The 16,793-nt window shown below is 71.7% G+C and carries 9 protein-coding genes; 2 read left to right on the top strand and 7 right to left on the bottom strand.

Annotation, left to right across the window (positions count from 1 at the left end):
- Window positions 1-43 precede the first annotated feature (43 nt).
- The 5 genes from WMF28_RS11230 to glgX form a co-directional block, all read right to left on the bottom strand.
- A complete protein-coding gene (locus WMF28_RS11230; RefSeq protein ID WP_437602179.1) occupies window positions 44-2,863 on the bottom strand; it encodes a PAS domain S-box protein in 2,820 nt (939 codons plus the stop codon).
- Window positions 2,864-3,024: 161 nt separating this feature from the next.
- Window positions 3,025-3,825: a tRNA (N6-threonylcarbamoyladenosine(37)-N6)-methyltransferase TrmO gene (gene tsaA, locus WMF28_RS11225; protein WP_437602178.1), complete on the bottom strand. Its 801-nt coding sequence runs from the start codon at window positions 3,823-3,825 to the stop codon at window positions 3,025-3,027.
- A 34-nt stretch (window positions 3,826-3,859) separates the two neighbouring features.
- Window positions 3,860-5,689 carry a malto-oligosyltrehalose trehalohydrolase gene (gene treZ / locus WMF28_RS11220; protein WP_437602177.1) on the bottom strand — a complete coding sequence of 610 codons (1,830 nt, stop codon included), beginning with the start codon at window positions 5,687-5,689 and terminating at the stop codon, window positions 3,860-3,862.
- Window position 5,690: 1 nt separating this feature from the next.
- Window positions 5,691-8,897, bottom strand: coding sequence for a malto-oligosyltrehalose synthase (gene treY, locus WMF28_RS11215; RefSeq protein WP_437602176.1), 3,207 nt, complete (start codon window positions 8,895-8,897; stop codon window positions 5,691-5,693).
- Window positions 8,898-9,376: 479 nt separating this feature from the next.
- Complete coding sequence (gene glgX, locus WMF28_RS11210) at window positions 9,377-11,731, bottom strand: glycogen debranching protein GlgX (RefSeq protein WP_437602175.1); 2,355 nt, start codon at window positions 11,729-11,731, stop codon at window positions 9,377-9,379.
- A 293-nt stretch (window positions 11,732-12,024) separates the two neighbouring features.
- Between glgX and WMF28_RS11205 the strand changes: the two genes are divergently transcribed.
- Window positions 12,025-13,677: a 4-alpha-glucanotransferase gene (locus WMF28_RS11205; protein ID WP_437602174.1), complete on the top strand. Its 1,653-nt coding sequence runs from the start codon at window positions 12,025-12,027 to the stop codon at window positions 13,675-13,677.
- 236 nt (window positions 13,678-13,913) lie between these two features.
- Complete coding sequence (locus WMF28_RS11200; RefSeq protein ID WP_437602173.1) at window positions 13,914-15,224, top strand: ammonium transporter; 1,311 nt, start codon at window positions 13,914-13,916, stop codon at window positions 15,222-15,224.
- A 108-nt stretch (window positions 15,225-15,332) separates the two neighbouring features.
- Here WMF28_RS11200 and WMF28_RS11195 read toward each other — a convergent pair whose 3' ends face one another.
- Together WMF28_RS11195 and WMF28_RS11190 are read right to left on the bottom strand one after the other, a co-directional pair.
- Window positions 15,333-16,058: a hypothetical protein gene (locus WMF28_RS11195; RefSeq protein WP_437602172.1), complete on the bottom strand. Its 726-nt coding sequence runs from the start codon at window positions 16,056-16,058 to the stop codon at window positions 15,333-15,335.
- 72 nt (window positions 16,059-16,130) lie between these two features.
- Window positions 16,131-16,637: a hypothetical protein gene (locus WMF28_RS11190; protein ID WP_437602171.1), complete on the bottom strand. Its 507-nt coding sequence runs from the start codon at window positions 16,635-16,637 to the stop codon at window positions 16,131-16,133.
- Window positions 16,638-16,793: the final 156 nt, after the last annotated feature.

The raw sequence follows: 16,793 nt of genomic DNA, 5'->3' as shown, positions 1-16,793 counted from the left end.
GCGCCGAGGCCGCCGAGCGCCGGCAAGCCCCGCGCCCTGCGTCTCACCCCCGCGCGGCGATCGAGGCGAGGAGGGTCTGCAGCGCGCTCGGCTCGATCGGCTTGATGAGGAGCATCGAGAAGCCGGCTTCCTGGGCCCGGCGCCGATCTTCCTCCCGGCCATAGCCGGTCAGCGCGATCATGAGCGAGGGGGACGGACCTGGATTTCCCTTCAGAGCACGCGCCACGCAGTATCCGTCCATCCCGCCGGGAAGACCGATGTCGCACAGGATGACCTCCGGCAGGAACGAGCGGGCCGCCTCGACGCCGGCAGGCCCGGACAGGGCCACCTCGACCTGATGCCCCTCCATGGCGAGCAACGCTTGCAAGGTCTCCGCGGCGTCCACGTTGTCCTCGATGATCAGGATGCGCAGCGATCGCGCCGCGATGTCCGCCGCCGGCGCGGCGCTCCCGACCGACGGCGCGATCCCGCGCTCCAGCGGCAGGCGGAGGACGATCTCCGCGCCATGGCCGATGCCCGCGCTCTCGGCCGAGGCCGCGCCGCCGTGCAGCTCGACGAGCCCCTTGACCAGCGCGAGGCCCAGCCCGAGCCCGCCCCGGCTGCGGTCCAGGCTGCGATCGGCCTGGCTGAACGGCACGAAGACGCGCGCCAGCATCGCCGCATCCATGCCGATGCCCGTGTCGCGGACGCGGATCGCGGCGGAGCTCTCGGACGCCGCCGACAGGGTGACCGTCACCTGGCCGCCGGCGTCGGTGAACTTGTTCGCGTTGTGCAGTACGTTGCCGATGGCCTGCGACAGCCGGGTCGGATCGCCGAGGACCCACAGCGGCGCGGCCGGGATCTCCAGCGAGAGCCCGAGGCCGCTCGCCTCCAGCGTGCTGCGGTAGTCCTCGGCGGTCTGCCGGAGCAGCTGCGTCAGGTCGCAGCGCTGCTTGCGCAGCTCGATCCGGCCGCGGGCCACGCGCGAGACGTCGAGGAGATCGTCCACCAGCCGGGCCATGTGCGAGACCTGTCGATCGAGCACGCCGCACGCCCACGTCGTCGACGGCTGCTGGGGCCCGGACCGCCGCAGGAGCTCGGCGGCATTGCGGAGGGGCCCGAGCGGGTTGCGCAGCTCGTGGGCGAGCATCGCCAGGAACCCGTCCTTGCGCTGGTCCGCCTCCTTCAGCGTCACCTCGGCGCACTTCTGATCGTGGATATCCGTACACGTGCCATACCACTTCTCGATCTCGCCCGAAGGCCCGCGCACGGGCACCGCGCGGCCCAGGTACCAGCGGTGCTCACGGGCACCGAGGACCCAGAAGCGGTATTCGATCTGGAGCGGCTCGCCGGACAGGACCGAACGAAACCAGCTGTCCGTGCACAGCTGGCGATCGTCCGGATGCACGAAGGGGACCCAGCTGTCGCCGGTCGCCTCGTCCTCCTTCACACCGCAGATCTCGTACCACCTGCGGTTGTAGTAATCGATGCCGCCGTCCGGACGCGCCGTCCAGGCGATCTGCGGCATGGCTTCGGCGAGCGACCGGAACTTCGCCTCGCTCTCGCGGAGCGTGTCGCTGACCTGCTTCCTCACGGTGATGTCGTGGGCGATGCTGATGACGAGCCGCCTGCCCGCCGCGTCATTTCCCAGCGGAGCCCCGCGAAACAGCCACGTGCGCTGCTCGCCGTTCGCCGTGATGATCGCGGCCTCGAGCTCGCCGCTGGTGGCGCCCTCCAGCGCGTACAGGGCCTTGATCCTGGAGCGGATGGCGTCCTTCTGCGCCGGATGCGCCCTGTCGAGCCATTCCTCGACGGTGGGGATCTCCCGGCTGGCGTAGCCGGCGATGTCCGTCCACGCGCGGTTGACGCAGACGACCTGGCCGTCGTCGGCGTGAATCATGATGGGGAACGGGACCGCCATCACGGCGCGGCGGAATCGCGCCTCGCTCTCCTGCAGCAGGAGCTCTGCATGCTTGCGCTCGGTGATGTCGATGATCGAGCCGACGTAGCCGAGGAGCTCGCCGCCCGGGCCGAGCCGCGGCGAGCCCGAGGCGATGCACCAGCGGAACTCGCCGTCGTGCCGACGCAGGCGGTAATCCAGCCGGAAGGGCTCGCGCCGCGCCTCGGCCCGCCGGAAGACCTCCATCGTCGCCGAGCGGTCCTCGGGGTGGATCGCGTCGAGCCAGCCGAAGCCGAGGGAGGTCGCCTCGGTCTGGCCCGAGAACTCGGACCAGCTCCGGTTCCCGTACGTGGCGCGCCCGTCGGGGCCGGTGGCCCAGACCATGACGGGCGACGGATCGGCCATGTTGCGGAAGCTCACATCCCACTCCCGGACGCCGAGCTGGCCGCCCGTGAGGGCCAGCCGCAACCGCTCCTCGCTCTCGCGCAGGCGCGCCTCGCCGACCTGATCCAGGACGGCCGCCTTCAGGTGCGGCTCGCCGTCGATCTGCCGGCGCGGCGCCCCCTCCCCTCGCGCCGGCTCGTCGATGTCGGTGGCCGTGCCGAGCCAGCGGGCCCCCCGGCCGCCGATGTCCGCGATGGGCTCCGATCGAGCGAGGAACCAGCGATAGGCGCCGTCATGCCGCCGCACGCGGACCTCCAGCTCGAGCGCCGCGCCCCGCTCGACGGCCGCCTTCCACGCGGCGGTGCAGCGCGCCGCATCCTCCGGATGGAGGACGGCGGCCAGCCCGAGGCAGGCCGCCTGCTCCGCCGTCAGGCCGGTGTACTCGCGAAAGCGACCGTTGACATAGTTGCACGAGCCGTCGCTGCCGGCGGCCCATACCAGCTGCGGGATGCCCTCGGCGAGCAGACGGAACTGCGGATCCGTCCCCCGCTGCTCGGCTCCACACGGCCTGGCACTGCGAACATACTTTGTAGAGATCACGCCCATTCGAGCCGATCGACTCCGCCCGGCGTTGTCGACAAAACGTTGTGGACGCTTTGGCTGCTCTCAGCTTGTTCGGCAAGGGCCGGGGATGGACCGCCGAGGTGGAGTCCTCGGCATGCCAGGCAGACCCGACGATCCTGGCCAGAAGAGCGCGCGCCCTAGCCGCGTCCGAACCGCTCCACGAATTGCCGGTGGGCGGCGAGCTCGGGCGCATCTCCGCTCCAGAGCTCCTGCTCGCGGTAGCCGGTCGCCACCGACAGCACCTCGATCCGCCGCCCCTCGGACCTGAACCGCACCCGCCACGAGGTCACGGCGAGCCGCATCGCGTCCCCGTCGACGCGGATCCGCCGGTAAGGGTGCGGCTGCGGGCCGAGCGCGAGCACCCGGTCCACCCGCTCCCGCAGGGCGACCCCGTGCGCCGCATCGAGCCAGGCGGCCTGCTCGGCTGCCCGCTCGCCCCAGACCACCTCGAAGCCCGGCTCCGGATCCGCCGACGCCTCGGCCGGAGCGAGCGGCGCGACCCAGCCGGTGCGCGCGTGCGGGTAGGCGTCCGCGTACGGCACGTACGGCTTCAGATCGAGCACCGGCGTGCCATCGATCATGTCCACGCCGCTCACGCGCAAGGTGAGGCCGTCCACCGCGAGGAGCTTGACCACGCTGAGGCCGATCGGGTTCGGGCGGTGCGGCGAGCGTGTCGACAGCACGCCGCGCCGCTTGCCGGCGCTCCGAGGCGGCAGGACCTTCGGGCGCCAGCCCTCGTTGAGGTGGAACCAGAAGACCACCCAGAGGTAGTCCCACCCCTCGATGTCGCAGAGCGCGTGGTCCAGGCCGCGGCCGGGCACGAGCTCGATCGTCCCCTCCGCCCCGGCCGCGGCGTGCGGCTGTCGCGGCGCGCTCACCCGGTCGGGGAACGGGGTGCGCACCACGCCGATCGGCGTGAACGTGACAGGCCTCAGCATCGGACCGGAATCCATGGGATCGCCGTCGCCTCCGTCACGGGAGCGGCACCTCGACGATCAGGACCGCCGGGCCCTCGAACGCCACCCGGCCGCGCTCGATCGGGGCCCGCTGCGCCGCGCCGCCGAACCGCGGCTCCTCGCTGAACGCGAGCCCCCGCGCCTCCGGGCGGCCGAGGTCCAGGGCGAGCGCGCCGCGGAGCGCGACCAGCGCGATCACGGCGATCTCGCCGCCGCGGCGCTCGATCCGGACGGCGTCCGGGGAGAGCGCCTCGGCCGAGAAGGCGTCGCGCGCGCGGCCCCGCAGCGCCGGGTGCGACGCGCGGAGGCCGAGGAGCTCGCGGTACCAGGCGAGCACGCCGGCGTGCTCCGGCCGCTGCCGCTCGCTCCAGTCGAGCTTCGAGCGCTCGAACGTCCGCGGATCCTGCGGATCCGGCACCTCCGCGTCGCCGAACGAGGAGAAGTACTGGAACTCGCGCCGGCGGCCCTCGGTCACGAGCCGGCCGAGCTCGGCGTTGTGGTCGGTGAAGTACTGGAACGGCGTCCGCGCGTTCCACTCCTGGCCCATGAACAGGAGCGGCGTGTACGGCGTGAGCAGGAGCAGCGCCGACGTCGTCCGGAAGGCCGCCGGGCTCACCTTGTCCCCGAGCCGATCGCCGAGCGCGCGGTTGCCGATCTGATCGTGGTTCTGGATGCAGTGCACGAACCGCGGCGGCGGCACCGGCTCGGCGGGCGTCCCCCGCGGCTTGCCCGCGTGCTTCGAGACCTGCCCCTCGTAGAGCCACCCCTTGCGGATCGTCGCGGCGAGGTCCTCGGCCGTGCCCCGGTGATCCTCGAAGTAGCCGTCGCGATCGCCGGCGAAGATGACGCGGAGCTCATGGTGGAAGTCGTCGGCCCACACGCCGTCGAGGCCGTACCCGCCCTGCTCGACGGGCTTCACGAGGCGCGCGTCGTTCAGGCTGTCCTCGGCGATCACCACGACGTGGCGCCCCTCGCCGGCCGCCCGCGCGCGCTCGGCGATCTCCCGGAGGATATGGGGCTCGGTGTCGTCGACGATGGCGTGCGTCGCGTCCAGGCGGAGGCCATCGATGTGGTAGTCGCGGATCCACATCTCGGCGTTCGTGATCGCGAGCGCGCGCACCTGCTCGGCGCCCTCGCCGTCGTAGTTCACCGCGTCGCCCCAGGGCGTCTTGTGGCGATCGGTGAAGTAGCGCTTCGAATAGGCGCGGAGGTAGTTCCCGTCGGGGCCGAAGTGGTTGTAGACGCAATCGAGGATCACCCCGAGCCCCGCGGCGTGCGCCGCGTCGACCAGGCGGCGGAGGCCCTCGGGGCCGCCGTAGGCCGCGGCCGGGGCGAAGAGGTCGACCCCGTCGTACCCCCACCCGCGCTCGCCCGGGAAGCTCGCGACCGGCATGAGCTCGATCGCGGTGATCCCGAGCTCCCGGAGGTCGGCGAGCCGCCCGATGAGCGCGTCGAACGTGCCCTCCGGGGTCGCCGTGCCGACGTGCACCTCGTAGATGACGAGGTCCTCGAGCGCGACGCCCTTCCACCCCGCGTCGGTCCACGCGAACGAGGGGTCGTCGACCGCCGACGGGCCGTGCACGCCGAACGGCTGCGCGCGCGCGTAGGGGTCCGGGAACGGCCCCTCGCCGTCGATCCGCACCTTGTAGAGCGCGCCGGCCCCGAGGCCCGGCGCCGTCGCCTCGAAGGTGCCGCCGCCGGTGGGGGTCGCGGGCAGCGTGCCCGTGATCTCCTCGCCGTCCTTGCCGTAGGTGACGATCTCGATCCGATCGTGGTCGGGCGCCCAGACGCGGAAGCGGACCGCGCCGCCCTCGATCCATGCGCCCATCGTGCGAATCGCCTTCATGTCACTGACCTCGCTGGGCCGCCCGCAGCAGCAGGGCGACGGGAAAATCGGAGAGCACGCGGTCGAGCGGGAGCACCGCGCCGTCCCTCGGCTCGGACGTCGCGGCCGCGTCGCGCGGCGAGGAGCCGGACGGCGACGCCTCGATCTCGGCGCCGGTGAAGAGATCCGTGTAGAGGCCGGGCTCCACGTCGACGAACGTCCCCGCCCACGCCTTCCCCGTCGGCGGGGCGCAGGCCCCGCCGAGCAGCCGCGCGCTGAACCGGGGCGCGACCACGACGAGCGAGCGCCCGTCCTGCTGGCCGCGGCGCGCGAAGGCGACCACGTGCGTCTCGCGGTCGCCGATCACGGCGCGCGGGGCGTAGTCCCCGTCGGCCCCGAAGAGCGCCGGGTGCCGCCGGCGCAGCTCGAGCGCGACGTGCGTGACGAAGAGCTTGATGCGGCCGTCGCGCGCCCCGGCACAGAGCTCGCGCGCGAGCGTGAGGTCGCCGCCGTTCCACCGCGCGCGGATCTCGGCGAGCGCCTTCTCGCGCGACGCGTAGTCGACCACGCGGCGGTTGTCGGGGTCGACCAGGCTGAAGTCCCACACCTCGTTGCCCTGATAGATGTCGGGCACGCCCGGCGACGTGAGCTTCAGGAGCGTCTGCGAGAGCGAGCCCCACATGCCGTGGCACGCGACCACGCGCGCGAGCGGCAGGAGCGCGCCCACCACGTCCGCGGACGAGATCGCCTTGCGCACGAACGCCTCGACGGCGGCGTCGTACTCGGGCTGCGCGTCGATCCAGGACGTGTTGACCTTCGCCTCCTTCGTGGCCTTGCGCATGTAGTGCACGAGCCGGTCCGCGTAGGACGAGAGCGCGTCGCCCTCGGGCGCGCGCGGGCCTCCGGGAGCGCCGAGCAGCGGATCGATCGGCAGGCTCCCGAGGAGCGTCTGGTAAAAGAGGTACTCCTCGTTGCTGTCCGGCGCGAGGCGGCCCTCGATCTCGGCCTTGAGCGGCGCCGCCGCGGCGGCCGCGCGGAGGAGCGCCTCCTCCCACGCGGACGGGATCTCCGACAGCACGCTGATCCGCGCGCGCACGTCCTCGCTCCGCTTCGTGTCGTGCGTCGAGGTCGCGAGCATCGAGGCGGGCCACGTCTTCTGCCGCTGCACGTTGCCGCGGTGGAACGCGAGCACGCTCGCGCCGTAGCGCTCTGGCTCGCCGCCGACCTCGTTCAGCGACACGAGCCGGTTGTAGATGTAGAACGACGTGTCCTCGAGCCCCTTCGCCATCACCGGCCCGGTGAGCTGCTGGAGCTTCATCACGAACTCGCAGAAGTGGCGCCGGTCCTCCTCGCGGAAGAGATCCGGGTCGAGCATCAGGACCGAGCGCACGAACGTGAAGATCGTGGCCTCCATCGTCGGGTTGCGCCGGCGCGCGAGGGCGACGGCGCGGCCGATCGCGACCCGGTCGTGGTCCGAGATCGTCGGCGTCTGCTCGTTGACGTACGTGCGGTACACCGGGAAGCACGCGATCACCTCGCGCAGGGCCTCGTTGAGCGAACCCAGGGTGAAATCGCGGAAGCGGCGGTCGCGCTCGGTGAGCCGGTTCAGCGCGTGCGTGAGCACGTTGAGCTCGCTCGCCAGCGCCGTCCGCAGGATCAGCTTCTTCTTCTCGTAGACGAGCGCCTCGAACTCCAGGTGATCGCCGATGAACCGCTCGTAGATCGCGTTCATCGACGCCTCGCTCGAGGCGTCGACGAAGAGCTCGCCGACCGCCGCGGTGAAGTCGTAGCCGCTCGTCCCGTGGACGGGCCACGCCTCGGGCAGCGTCTCGCCGCGGGCGAGGATCTTCTCGACGACGACGTACATCGGCCGCGCGATCGACGCGCCGCGCGGGTCGTGCGCCCCCCCGGCGCCCGCGCGCTCGTCGATGGCCGCGCGGATCGCCGGCTCCAGCTTGGCGAAGCGGGTGGCGGCCGGCGGGCGGCTGCGCGCGTCCTCACGGCTCCGCGGCTCCGGCTCGGCCTCGGCGAGGAAGCGGCGGCGGCAGCGCTCGATCAGGTAGCCCCGCTGCAGGTCCTCGAAGTAGCCGATCGGGTCCCAGAGGCCGTCGGGGTGGTCGATGCGCAGCCCCGTGACCTGTCCGCGCTCGCAGAGCTCGAAGACGAGCCGGTGCGCCTCGGTGAAGACCGGCCGGTGCTCCATCCTGATCGCCGCGAGCTCGTTGATGTCGAAGAACCGGCGGTAGTTGATCTCCTCCGCGGCGCTGCGCCAGTAGCTCAGCCGGTAGGCCTGCTCCTCGAGCAGCGCCTCGAGCGGGTCGAAGCTCCGCGGATCGCCCACCTTGCCGTTGACGCGCTCGACCCCCTCCGCCACCGCCGACGCGACGTCGGGCGAGTCGGAGACGAGGGCCGCGAGCCGCCGCCTGAGGATCTCCTTCTCCCGACGCCGCTCGATCACCTTGGCCCGCTGCGTCTCGGTCCGCGGCGGCATGTTGCGGAGCCCTGTGATGATGCTCTGCAGCTCGAGCAGCGCGTCGTTCTCCTCGCCGAGCGCGGCGACGAGCCCGGGCACGAGCGGCCCGATGACCATCCCGTACGTCCGCGGGTTCACCGGGAAGACGTGATCGAAGTACCGGAGGACGAACGCGCCGCTGTCGAACTCGATCTTGAGCTCGCCGCGCTCGAGCACGCGCCCGTAGTGGTCGCCGAGCACGGGGAGCAGCACCTTGTGCTTCAGCTCCGTCTTGAGCGGCGCCCAGTCGATGTCGAAGAACGGCGCGTAGAGCGAGCTCGGGCCGTTCTGGAGGACGTCGCTCCACCAGGCGTTGTCGGAGGTGCCGACCCCCATGTGGTTGGGCACGAAGTCGAGGAGGAAGCCCATGCCGTGCGCCGCGAGCTCGTCCGTGAGCCGATCGAGATCGTCGCGGCCGCCGATCGCGGGGTTCAGCGCGTTGTGATCGACGAGGTCGTAGCCGTGCAGGCTCTCCGTAGGCGCCTTGAAGAAGGGCGACGAGTAGAGATCGCTGACGCCGAGCGCGTCGAGGTAGGCGACCACGCGCCGCGCCTGCTCGAAGGTGAAATCCTTGTTGAGCTGCACGCGGTACGTGGCGCGCGGCAGCCGCGGCGCCACGCCCTCGCACGCCGCCGCGACGAGCCGCGCCGCCTGCTGCGCGGCGCCGTCTGGATGGCTGCTCACCTTTTGATTCCGATCGTCCGGCGCTTCCGTCATTCGTCGAGTGCCTCCGGGGCAGAATCTACTTCGAACGAAGCGTCGTGCAGGGAGGATCTGTCGTGATTGCCGCGAGCTCCTGTCGATCTGGACCGGCCGACGAAGGGAGAACCCGAGGCACATAGGGAATTGCAGCAAAGGTGCGCCCGGGGCCCCTCGGACCTGCGCTGAGCCCGGAGCACCGTGCCCGGATTCGGCGGCGCGGCGCCCGGGCAGCGCAAGCGCCGTCGACGCGGCCCTCCGTAGGTTCGCCATGGCGCCCTGCCCGTGCGGGCGGAGCGAGGCGGACAGCCTTCGTCCGACAGAATCAGGAGATTCATTGATGACCAGCGCTTGGAGATTCGTCGCGCGCTCGGGCGCACGGCGAAGGGCCCTGGAGCGCGCGAAACAGGCCGCGTCCGCGCCCGGACGAGACACGCGTCAGCGCATGAGATGGAGCCCCGCGCGCTCGTCGTGGGGCGGCGCGCCGACGGGAGGTGTCACGCCCGCGCCTTCACCCGCTTTGTCTTCTTCTTCTCCTGCCGCTCCAGGAGCCGCAGCACCGCCACGGACCTGTCGACGAGCAGGTAGCGCTCTCCCCCTGCCCGCGCCGGCACCGTGCGCGCCGGCTCCGCGGCGGTGCGGGTGTCGATGAGCACCTCCCACCGCTCGCCGAACTCGATCGCTGGCAGCACGAACTCGAACGGCGAATGGTTCGCGTTGATGAGCACGAGCAGCGTGTCACCCACGATCGGCTCGCCGCGCGGGCCCATCGACCAGAGGGCGTCGCCCCCGAGCAGATAGCCTATCGCCCTCGCGTTCGGGTGCGTCCAGTCCTCCGCGTTCATCTCGGCGCCGTCGGGGCGGAACCACACGACGTCCTTCAGCCCGCTGCCGTGCACGTAGCCGCCCGAGAAGAACGTCCGCCGGCGCAGCACCGGCTGGCTGCGCCGCAGGGCGATGAGGCGGCAGGTGAACTCGAAGAGCTCTTTCCGCCGCTCGTCGAGATCCCAGTCGTGCCACGACATCTCGTTGTCCTGGCAGTAAGCGTTGTTGTTGCCGAGCTGCGTCTTGCCGATCTCGTCGCCGGCGTTGATCATCGGCACCCCCTGCGAGAGGAGCAGCGTCGCGAGGAGGTTGCGCTTCTGGCGCTCGCGCAGCTCGACGACCGCCGGGTCGCACGAGGGGCCCTCGACCCCGTGGTTGTAGCTGTGGTTGTTGTTCGTGCCGTCCCGGTTCCCCTCGCCGTTTGCCTCGTTGTGCTTCTCGTTGTACGATACGAGATCGTTCAGCGTGAAGCCGTCGTGCGCCGTCACGAAGTTGACGCTCGCGTACGGCCGGCGCCCGCTCGACGCGAACAGATCGCTCGACCCGGTGAGCCGGTAGCCGAGGTCGGCCGCGAGCAGATCCCCCTTCCAGAAGCGGCGGACCGAGTCGCGGTAGCGATCGTTCCACTCCGTCCAGAGGACGGGGAAGTTGGCGACCTGATAGCCGCCCTCGCCCACGTCCCACGGCTCGGCGATGAGCTTCGTGCGCGAGAGGACCGGGTCCTGGTGGATGATGTCGAAGAACGAGCTCAGCCGGTCGAAGTCGTGGTGGCCGCGGGCGAGCGCCGACGCGAGGTCGAAGCGGAAGCCGTCGACGTGCATCTCGGTCACCCAGTACCGCAGGCTGTCCATCACCAGCTGGAGCGTCTGGTAATGACGCGTGTTCATCGTGTTCCCGCAGCCCGTGAAGTCCATGTAGTAGCGCGGGTTGTGCGGCACGAGCCGGTAGTAGCTCCAGTTGTCGATCCCCTTCAGGGAGAGCGTCGGGCCGAGGTGGTTGCCCTCCGCTGTGTGGTTGTAGACGACGTCGAGGATCACCTCGATGCCGGCGGCGTGGAGCGCCTTCACCATCGCCTTGAACTCGGTCACCTGCTGGCCGAGCCGCCCGCTCGCTGAGTAGCGGCCGGCGGGCGCGAAGTACGAGAGCGTGTTGTAGCCCCAGTAGTTGATCTGCCCGCGCTCCCAGATCTCGCGCTCGCTCGCCATCTCGTGCACGGGGAGCAGCTCGAGCGCGGTGACGCCGAGCTTCTTGAAGTGGGCGATCGCCGCCTCGGAGGCGAGCCCCGCGTAGCTGCCGCGCAGGTGCGCGGGGACGCCGGGGTGCCGCTGGGTGAACCCCTTGACGTGCACCTCGTAGATGATCGTGTCCTGCCAGCGCGTCGCCGGCGGCCGGTCCCCGTCCCACGCGAAGCGGTGGTCGACGACGACCGATTTCGGCGCGCCCCAGGCGCTGTCGCGGTGGCAGATCTCGAGGTCGTCGAGCGGGAGCGGCGGCGCGAGCGGGGGCGGCGGCGAGGACGCGCACTCCTTCCCGCGCGCCTCGGCGCCGCGGCGATCGCTCGCCGTCTTTCCCGCGCGCCCGCCCTCGCCCTTCTCGGCCGCCGCGCCGTCGCGGCCCGCCGCCTCCTTGGGCCGGCCGGCGCCGCCCTCGCCGCGCTCGGGCGGCCCTCCGCGGTCGTAGGCGTAGAGCGGCGCCTTCCAGTTCGGCTCGCCGGAGAGCGCGTACGCGTACGGATCGACGAGGAGCTTCGCCGGGTTGAAGCGGTGCCCGGAGCGCGGATCGTAGGGCCCGTGCACCCGGTAGCCGTAGAGCTGGCCGGGCTTGAGCCCCGGCACGTACCCATGGAAGACGTGGGCCGTTCGCTCGGGGAGCTCGATGCGCTCACGCTCCACGACATCGTCGACGGCCTCGAAGAGGCAGAGCTCGACCTTCGTGGCGGACTGAGAAAACAGCGTGAAATTGACCCCCTCGCCGTCATAAACGGCGCCGAGGGGGGTCGGCGTGCCGGGCCATATGCGTCTAGTCATCGGAAAAACCTGTGGAGCCGCCCTATTCGCGAAATCGGCGCCGCTGTCGAGGCACAAGCGCCCGCGGCTCGATTTTTCGCTCCCGGGGCCCGGATCCACGCAGCGCAGGCTACGCCAGCTCACCGGTCGGGCGCCGCCTTCCGCGCTGCCCGGCCCGACGCGGAGCGGCGCGCCGGCAGGCGGCAACGACGCGGCGGCGCCGGGGCGGCTCGACGGAGCAGAAGGAGCATCGCCAAGCGCGCGACCCGGGATAGACTCCGCCCCGAACGCCTGGAGCCAAGCGAAAAACGCCCATGTCTTCCCCCTCTGCCGAACATCAGTCCCAGGGCTCGTCCCCGAGCTCGCCACCTCCCTCCGGCGCGCGCCGCCGCATCTCCGGCGTGACGGTGCCGCTCTTCTCGCTGCGCAGCGATCGCTCGTGGGGCATCGGCGAGATCGGTGATCTCCCCGAGTTCGCCGCGTGGATGCGCGCCGCGGGGCTTCGCCTCGTGCAGCTCTTGCCGCTCGGCGAGGTGGCGGGCGGCGAGACGTCGCCGTACATGGCGCTCTCCGCGTTCGGCATCGATCCGATGTTCATCTCGCTCTCGGCCGTGCCCGAGCTCCCGGCGGAGCTCCACGGCGAGGCGCTCGGCGACGACATGGCGGCGCTCGATCGCGCGAGGACGAGCGCGCGCGTCGACTACGATCTCGTGCGCCGCGTGAAGGGGCGGGCGCTGCGCTTCGCCTTCGACAGGTTCGAGCGGGAGCACCACGCGAAGCAGACGCCGCGCGCGGCCGAGCTGGCCGCGTTCGTGAAGCGGCAGTCGGACTGGCTGCCCGACTACGCGCAGTTCCGCGCGTTCAAGGACGGCTTCAACGGCGTCGCGTGGTGGGACTGGCCCGAGGAGATCCGCGAGCGGAGGCCGGAGGCGCTCGTGAAGCTGCGGCAGGAGCGCGCGCGGGACATCCTCTATTACGAGTACGTCCAGTGGCTCGCGCACGCGCAGTGGGAGGCGGCGCGCGCGGATCTCCGGGACAAGGGGGTGGAGATCATGGGCGATCTCCCGTTCATGGTGGCGCGCGACAGCGCCGACGTGTGGGCGCATCAGGGCGAGTTCCGGCACGACAGGTCGGTCGGCGCCCCGCCCGACCAGTTCGACACGGAGGGCCAGAACTGGGGGCTTCCGCCGTATTTCTGGTCCCGGATGCGCGAGACCGACTTCGCGTGGCTGAGGCGGCGCTGCCGCTACACCGGGCTGCTCTGCGACCGGTTCCGGATCGATCACCTGGTCGGCTTCTACCGGACGTACATCTTCCCGGAGCGCGGGAGCCAGGGCCAGGGGGGCGAGCGGCCCAGGGCGACGTTCGATCCGGCGGAGGAGCCGGAGCAGCGCGAGCACGGCGAGCGCGTGGTGCGGGCGATGATCGCGGGGGCGGCGGAGACCGGGGCGCAGCTCGTGGCGGAGGATCTCGGCGCGGTGCCGCCGTGGGTCCGGGCGTCGCTGACCGAGCTCGGCGTGCCGGGCTACAAGGTGCTGATCTGGGAGAAGGACGACGTGAGGTTCCGCAATCCGGCGGAGTACCCGGCGCTCTCGGTCGCGTGCTTCGGGACGCACGACACCGACTCGGTGGTGGCGTGGTGGGAGTCGCGGGACGACCGGGAGCGCGCTGGGGTGCTCGATCTGCCGCAGCTCTCGCCGCGGCGGCAGGAGCTAGGGCGGGAGTTCACGAAGGAGACGCACCGCGCGCTGCTCGACCTCATCCACGGGTCGAAGAGCGAGCTCGTGCTGCTGCTCGTGCAGGACGTGCTCGCGACGCGCGAGCGGATCAACACGCCGGGGACCGTGGGGCCGGAGAACTGGTCGCTGCGGTTGCCGGCGGCGCCGGCACAGATGGCTCGGGATCCCGAGGTGCGGGCTGCGCTCGAGCGGGTGCGGGAGAGCATCCAGGCGAGCGGGCGTGGCTGAGCGCTGAGCCGAGCTGCCCGTGACTGAAGCACGCGGCCCTCGCCGGCGTGCGGCATCACTGCAAATCCATTGACCCGCTGTAAGTCCCAGTCCGCCCCGCGCGCCGGCGGTTGGGGAGCCCACGCAGACTGACTCGCTGCGTCGCGGCGGCACGTTTCACGAGCTCGTGAAGTACATGCCGCCGAAACATTCCGGAAAACTGGCCTCTTTTACCTTCGCGGTCGAGGAGGCCACCAGTGAACGAAATCAACGCCTCGGACACCACCTGGCTCCTGGTCTCGTCGGCAATGGTACTGCTGATGACGCCAGCGCTGGCCCTGTTTTACGGGGGCATGGTCCGAACCAAGAACACGCTCAGCACATACATGCACAGCTTCTTCGCCATGGGTATCGTGACCCTGGCGTGGGTGACCATCGGGTACTCGATGGCGTTCGCCGAATCCAAGGGCGGGTTGATTGGCGGCCTCGATTACGCGTTCCTGAACGGCGTAGGCACCGATCCGCGCGAGGGGATGACGGTGCCTCATCTCCTGTTCATGGTGTTCCAGCTGATGTTCGCCATCATCACGCCGGCGTTGATCTCGGGCGCCTACGCCGAACGCATCAAGTTCTCGTCGTACGTGGTGTTCACGCTGCTGTGGTCGCTCGTGGTCTACAGCCCCATCTGTCACTGGGTGTGGAACCCGGGCGGGTGGCTCCTGTCGCGCGGCGCGCTCGACTTCGCGGGCGGCACCGTTGTGCACCTCGCCTCGGGCGCGAGCGCGCTCGTGATGGCGATCATGATCGGCAAGCGCAAGGGGTACCCGACGCGCAAGATCGTGCCGCACAACCTCACCATGACGCTGCTCGGCGCCGGCATGCTGTGGTTCGGCTGGTTCGGCTTCAACGGCGGCTCCGCGCTCGCCGCGAACGGGCTCGCGGTGGTGGCGTTCGTGAACACGCACATCGCGGCGGCCATCGGCGCGCTCGCCTGGGCGCTCATCGAGGGCGTGCGCTTCGGCAAGCCGTCGCTCCTCGGCGTGGCGTCGGGGCTCGTGGCGGGGCTCGTCGCCATCACGCCGGCCGCGGGCTTCGTCGGGCCGATGGCGTCTGTCGCGATCGGGCTCGCGGCGGGCGCTGTGTGCTACGGCGCGGTGATGATGAAGGGCAAGCTGGGCTATGACGACAGCCTGGACGCCTTCGGCATCCACGGCGTGGGCGGTCTGCTCGGCGCGCTGCTCACCGGCGTGTTCGCCTCCAAGGTGTGGAATCCGGCCGGCCAGGACGGCCTCATCAAGGGCAACTCGGCGCTGCTCGTCGAGCAGGCGATCGCGGTCGGGGTCGCGGCGGCGTACGCGGCGGCGGTCACCTTCGTGCTCGTGAAGGGCATCAACGCGGTGATGGGCTTCCGGGTCGACGACGAGACGGAAGACGAGGGCCTCGACGGCGCCCTCCACGGCGAGGAGGCCTACTCGCTCGGCGAGGGCGGCGCCCACGCCGTGGAGTCGACGCCGCCGGCCTCCCCCGTGCCCTCTGGGTCGCCGGTCCTCGCGCGCGAAGGCGCCTGATCCAGCGCAGCGGAAGCGCGCCCGCGAGGGCCGCCTGGCACGAGCCGGGCGGCCTTCGCCGTTTTGTCCCCCGCCCTTCTGGCGCGGGCGTCGAGCGGCGCGAGCGCGTCACCTGCACGCGAAGAGAGGCTCGCCGGTCTCGCGGCAGCGCTGCTCGCACGTGATCTTGGCGCACCCGCAGCGGCGCAGCGCACCGCGGTCGCCGGCGCGCTGATCGCAGTCGTCGCTGAGGCCGCGGCACTCGGCCTCGCAGCGCGCGAGCTGAGCAGGCGACGGCGTGCAGTCGATGACCTCCTGTCGCCCGGCGGCGTCACCGCCGCTGCACAGCGCGATCGACGCGACCTGCTCGAGGAGCGGGATGCGCCCTCCCGTCAGGCACTGCGCGTGCGGCTCGCAGACGTGGTCCCGCAGCACCGCCATCACGCGAACGCGCTGCCCCTCCAGCGCTCGCCAGCCGGGGCCGAGCCAGCGCTCGGCGTCCTCCCGCGACATGATCCTCCCGGCGATGAGCGGCTGCTCGCCCTTCGTGAGCGTCAGCGTGCCGACCCAGCGCTCCTGCGGGGACGTCTCGCCAGGTCGCTCACCCTCCACCGGCGGAGACGCCGGCGGCGTGCCGGCGGGCGCGGAGCTCGCCGCGGGCGCCGCCGAGGCGACCTGCGCCGCGGGCGCCGTCGAGGCGGCCCGGGCCCCTCGCGCCGGCGCAGCGGGCGCGCTCTCCGCGCAGCCCATCGCCCCGGCGCAGCACGCGCCGGCCAGCGCCCCGCAGAGCCACAGCCGAGCTCGCGCCGCGGTGGGATTGCGCCGCGAGGCGCGCACCGAGATCGAAGGAGGCACGCGCCATTCTACCACGCGTCCCTCCGGCAGCGGGCCCGCGCGCCGTCCGCGACGGCCGGGCGCCGTGCCGCGTCAGCTCGCGGCGCGCAGCCACTGCCGGGAGAGCTCGAGCACGCGCGCGTTCTCGGGGATCTCGCCGAGGAAGCTCCGGCGGTGCGCCGCCGGCAGCCTCTCTGCCCGCGCGAGCAGCCGCTCGCGCGCGCCGGCGATGACCGCGGACGCCCCCTCGCGGTCGCCCGCGGCGTGGAGCGCCTCCGCATGGACGAGGTGGGCGAACGTGCGCTTGTACCCGGACGCGCCCCAGTGCTCGTGCGCCGCCACGACCTCCGCCGCCCGATACCGGCTCTCCTTGCGGCGGACGATCACCTCCCCGTCGCAGAGCTCCGAGAGCACGTCGCGCGCAGCGGGGCACGCCTCCGCGCTCCCGAGGAGCGCCGCGACGCCGCCCCGCCAGAAGACGTCGCCGAACACGCTCGCCGCGCGCAGCACCTTCCGCGCCTCGCCGTCGAGCGCCGCGAGCCGCGCCTGGACCATCGCCAGCACCGTCTCCGGCAGCACCTCGCCCTTGCGCTCCGCCACAGCGCGGATCAGCTCCTCCAGATAGAACGCGTGGCGTCCGCGCGCACCACGTGCCGCACGATGCCCGGCTTGGAGAGCTCCGACAGGAGCCTTGCCTCCCGCTCGAATCGCGCCTCTCGTGCCCGGCAATCACGCTGGCAGCCGACATGCACGTTC

This window comes from Sorangium sp. So ce590, from assembly GCF_051521365.1.
In the GTDB taxonomy this organism is placed as follows: Bacteria; Myxococcota_A; Polyangia; order Polyangiales; family Polyangiaceae; genus Sorangium.
The sequence above is the reverse complement of the archived record's forward strand: the minus strand, read 5'-3'. Positions and strand labels throughout refer to the sequence as shown.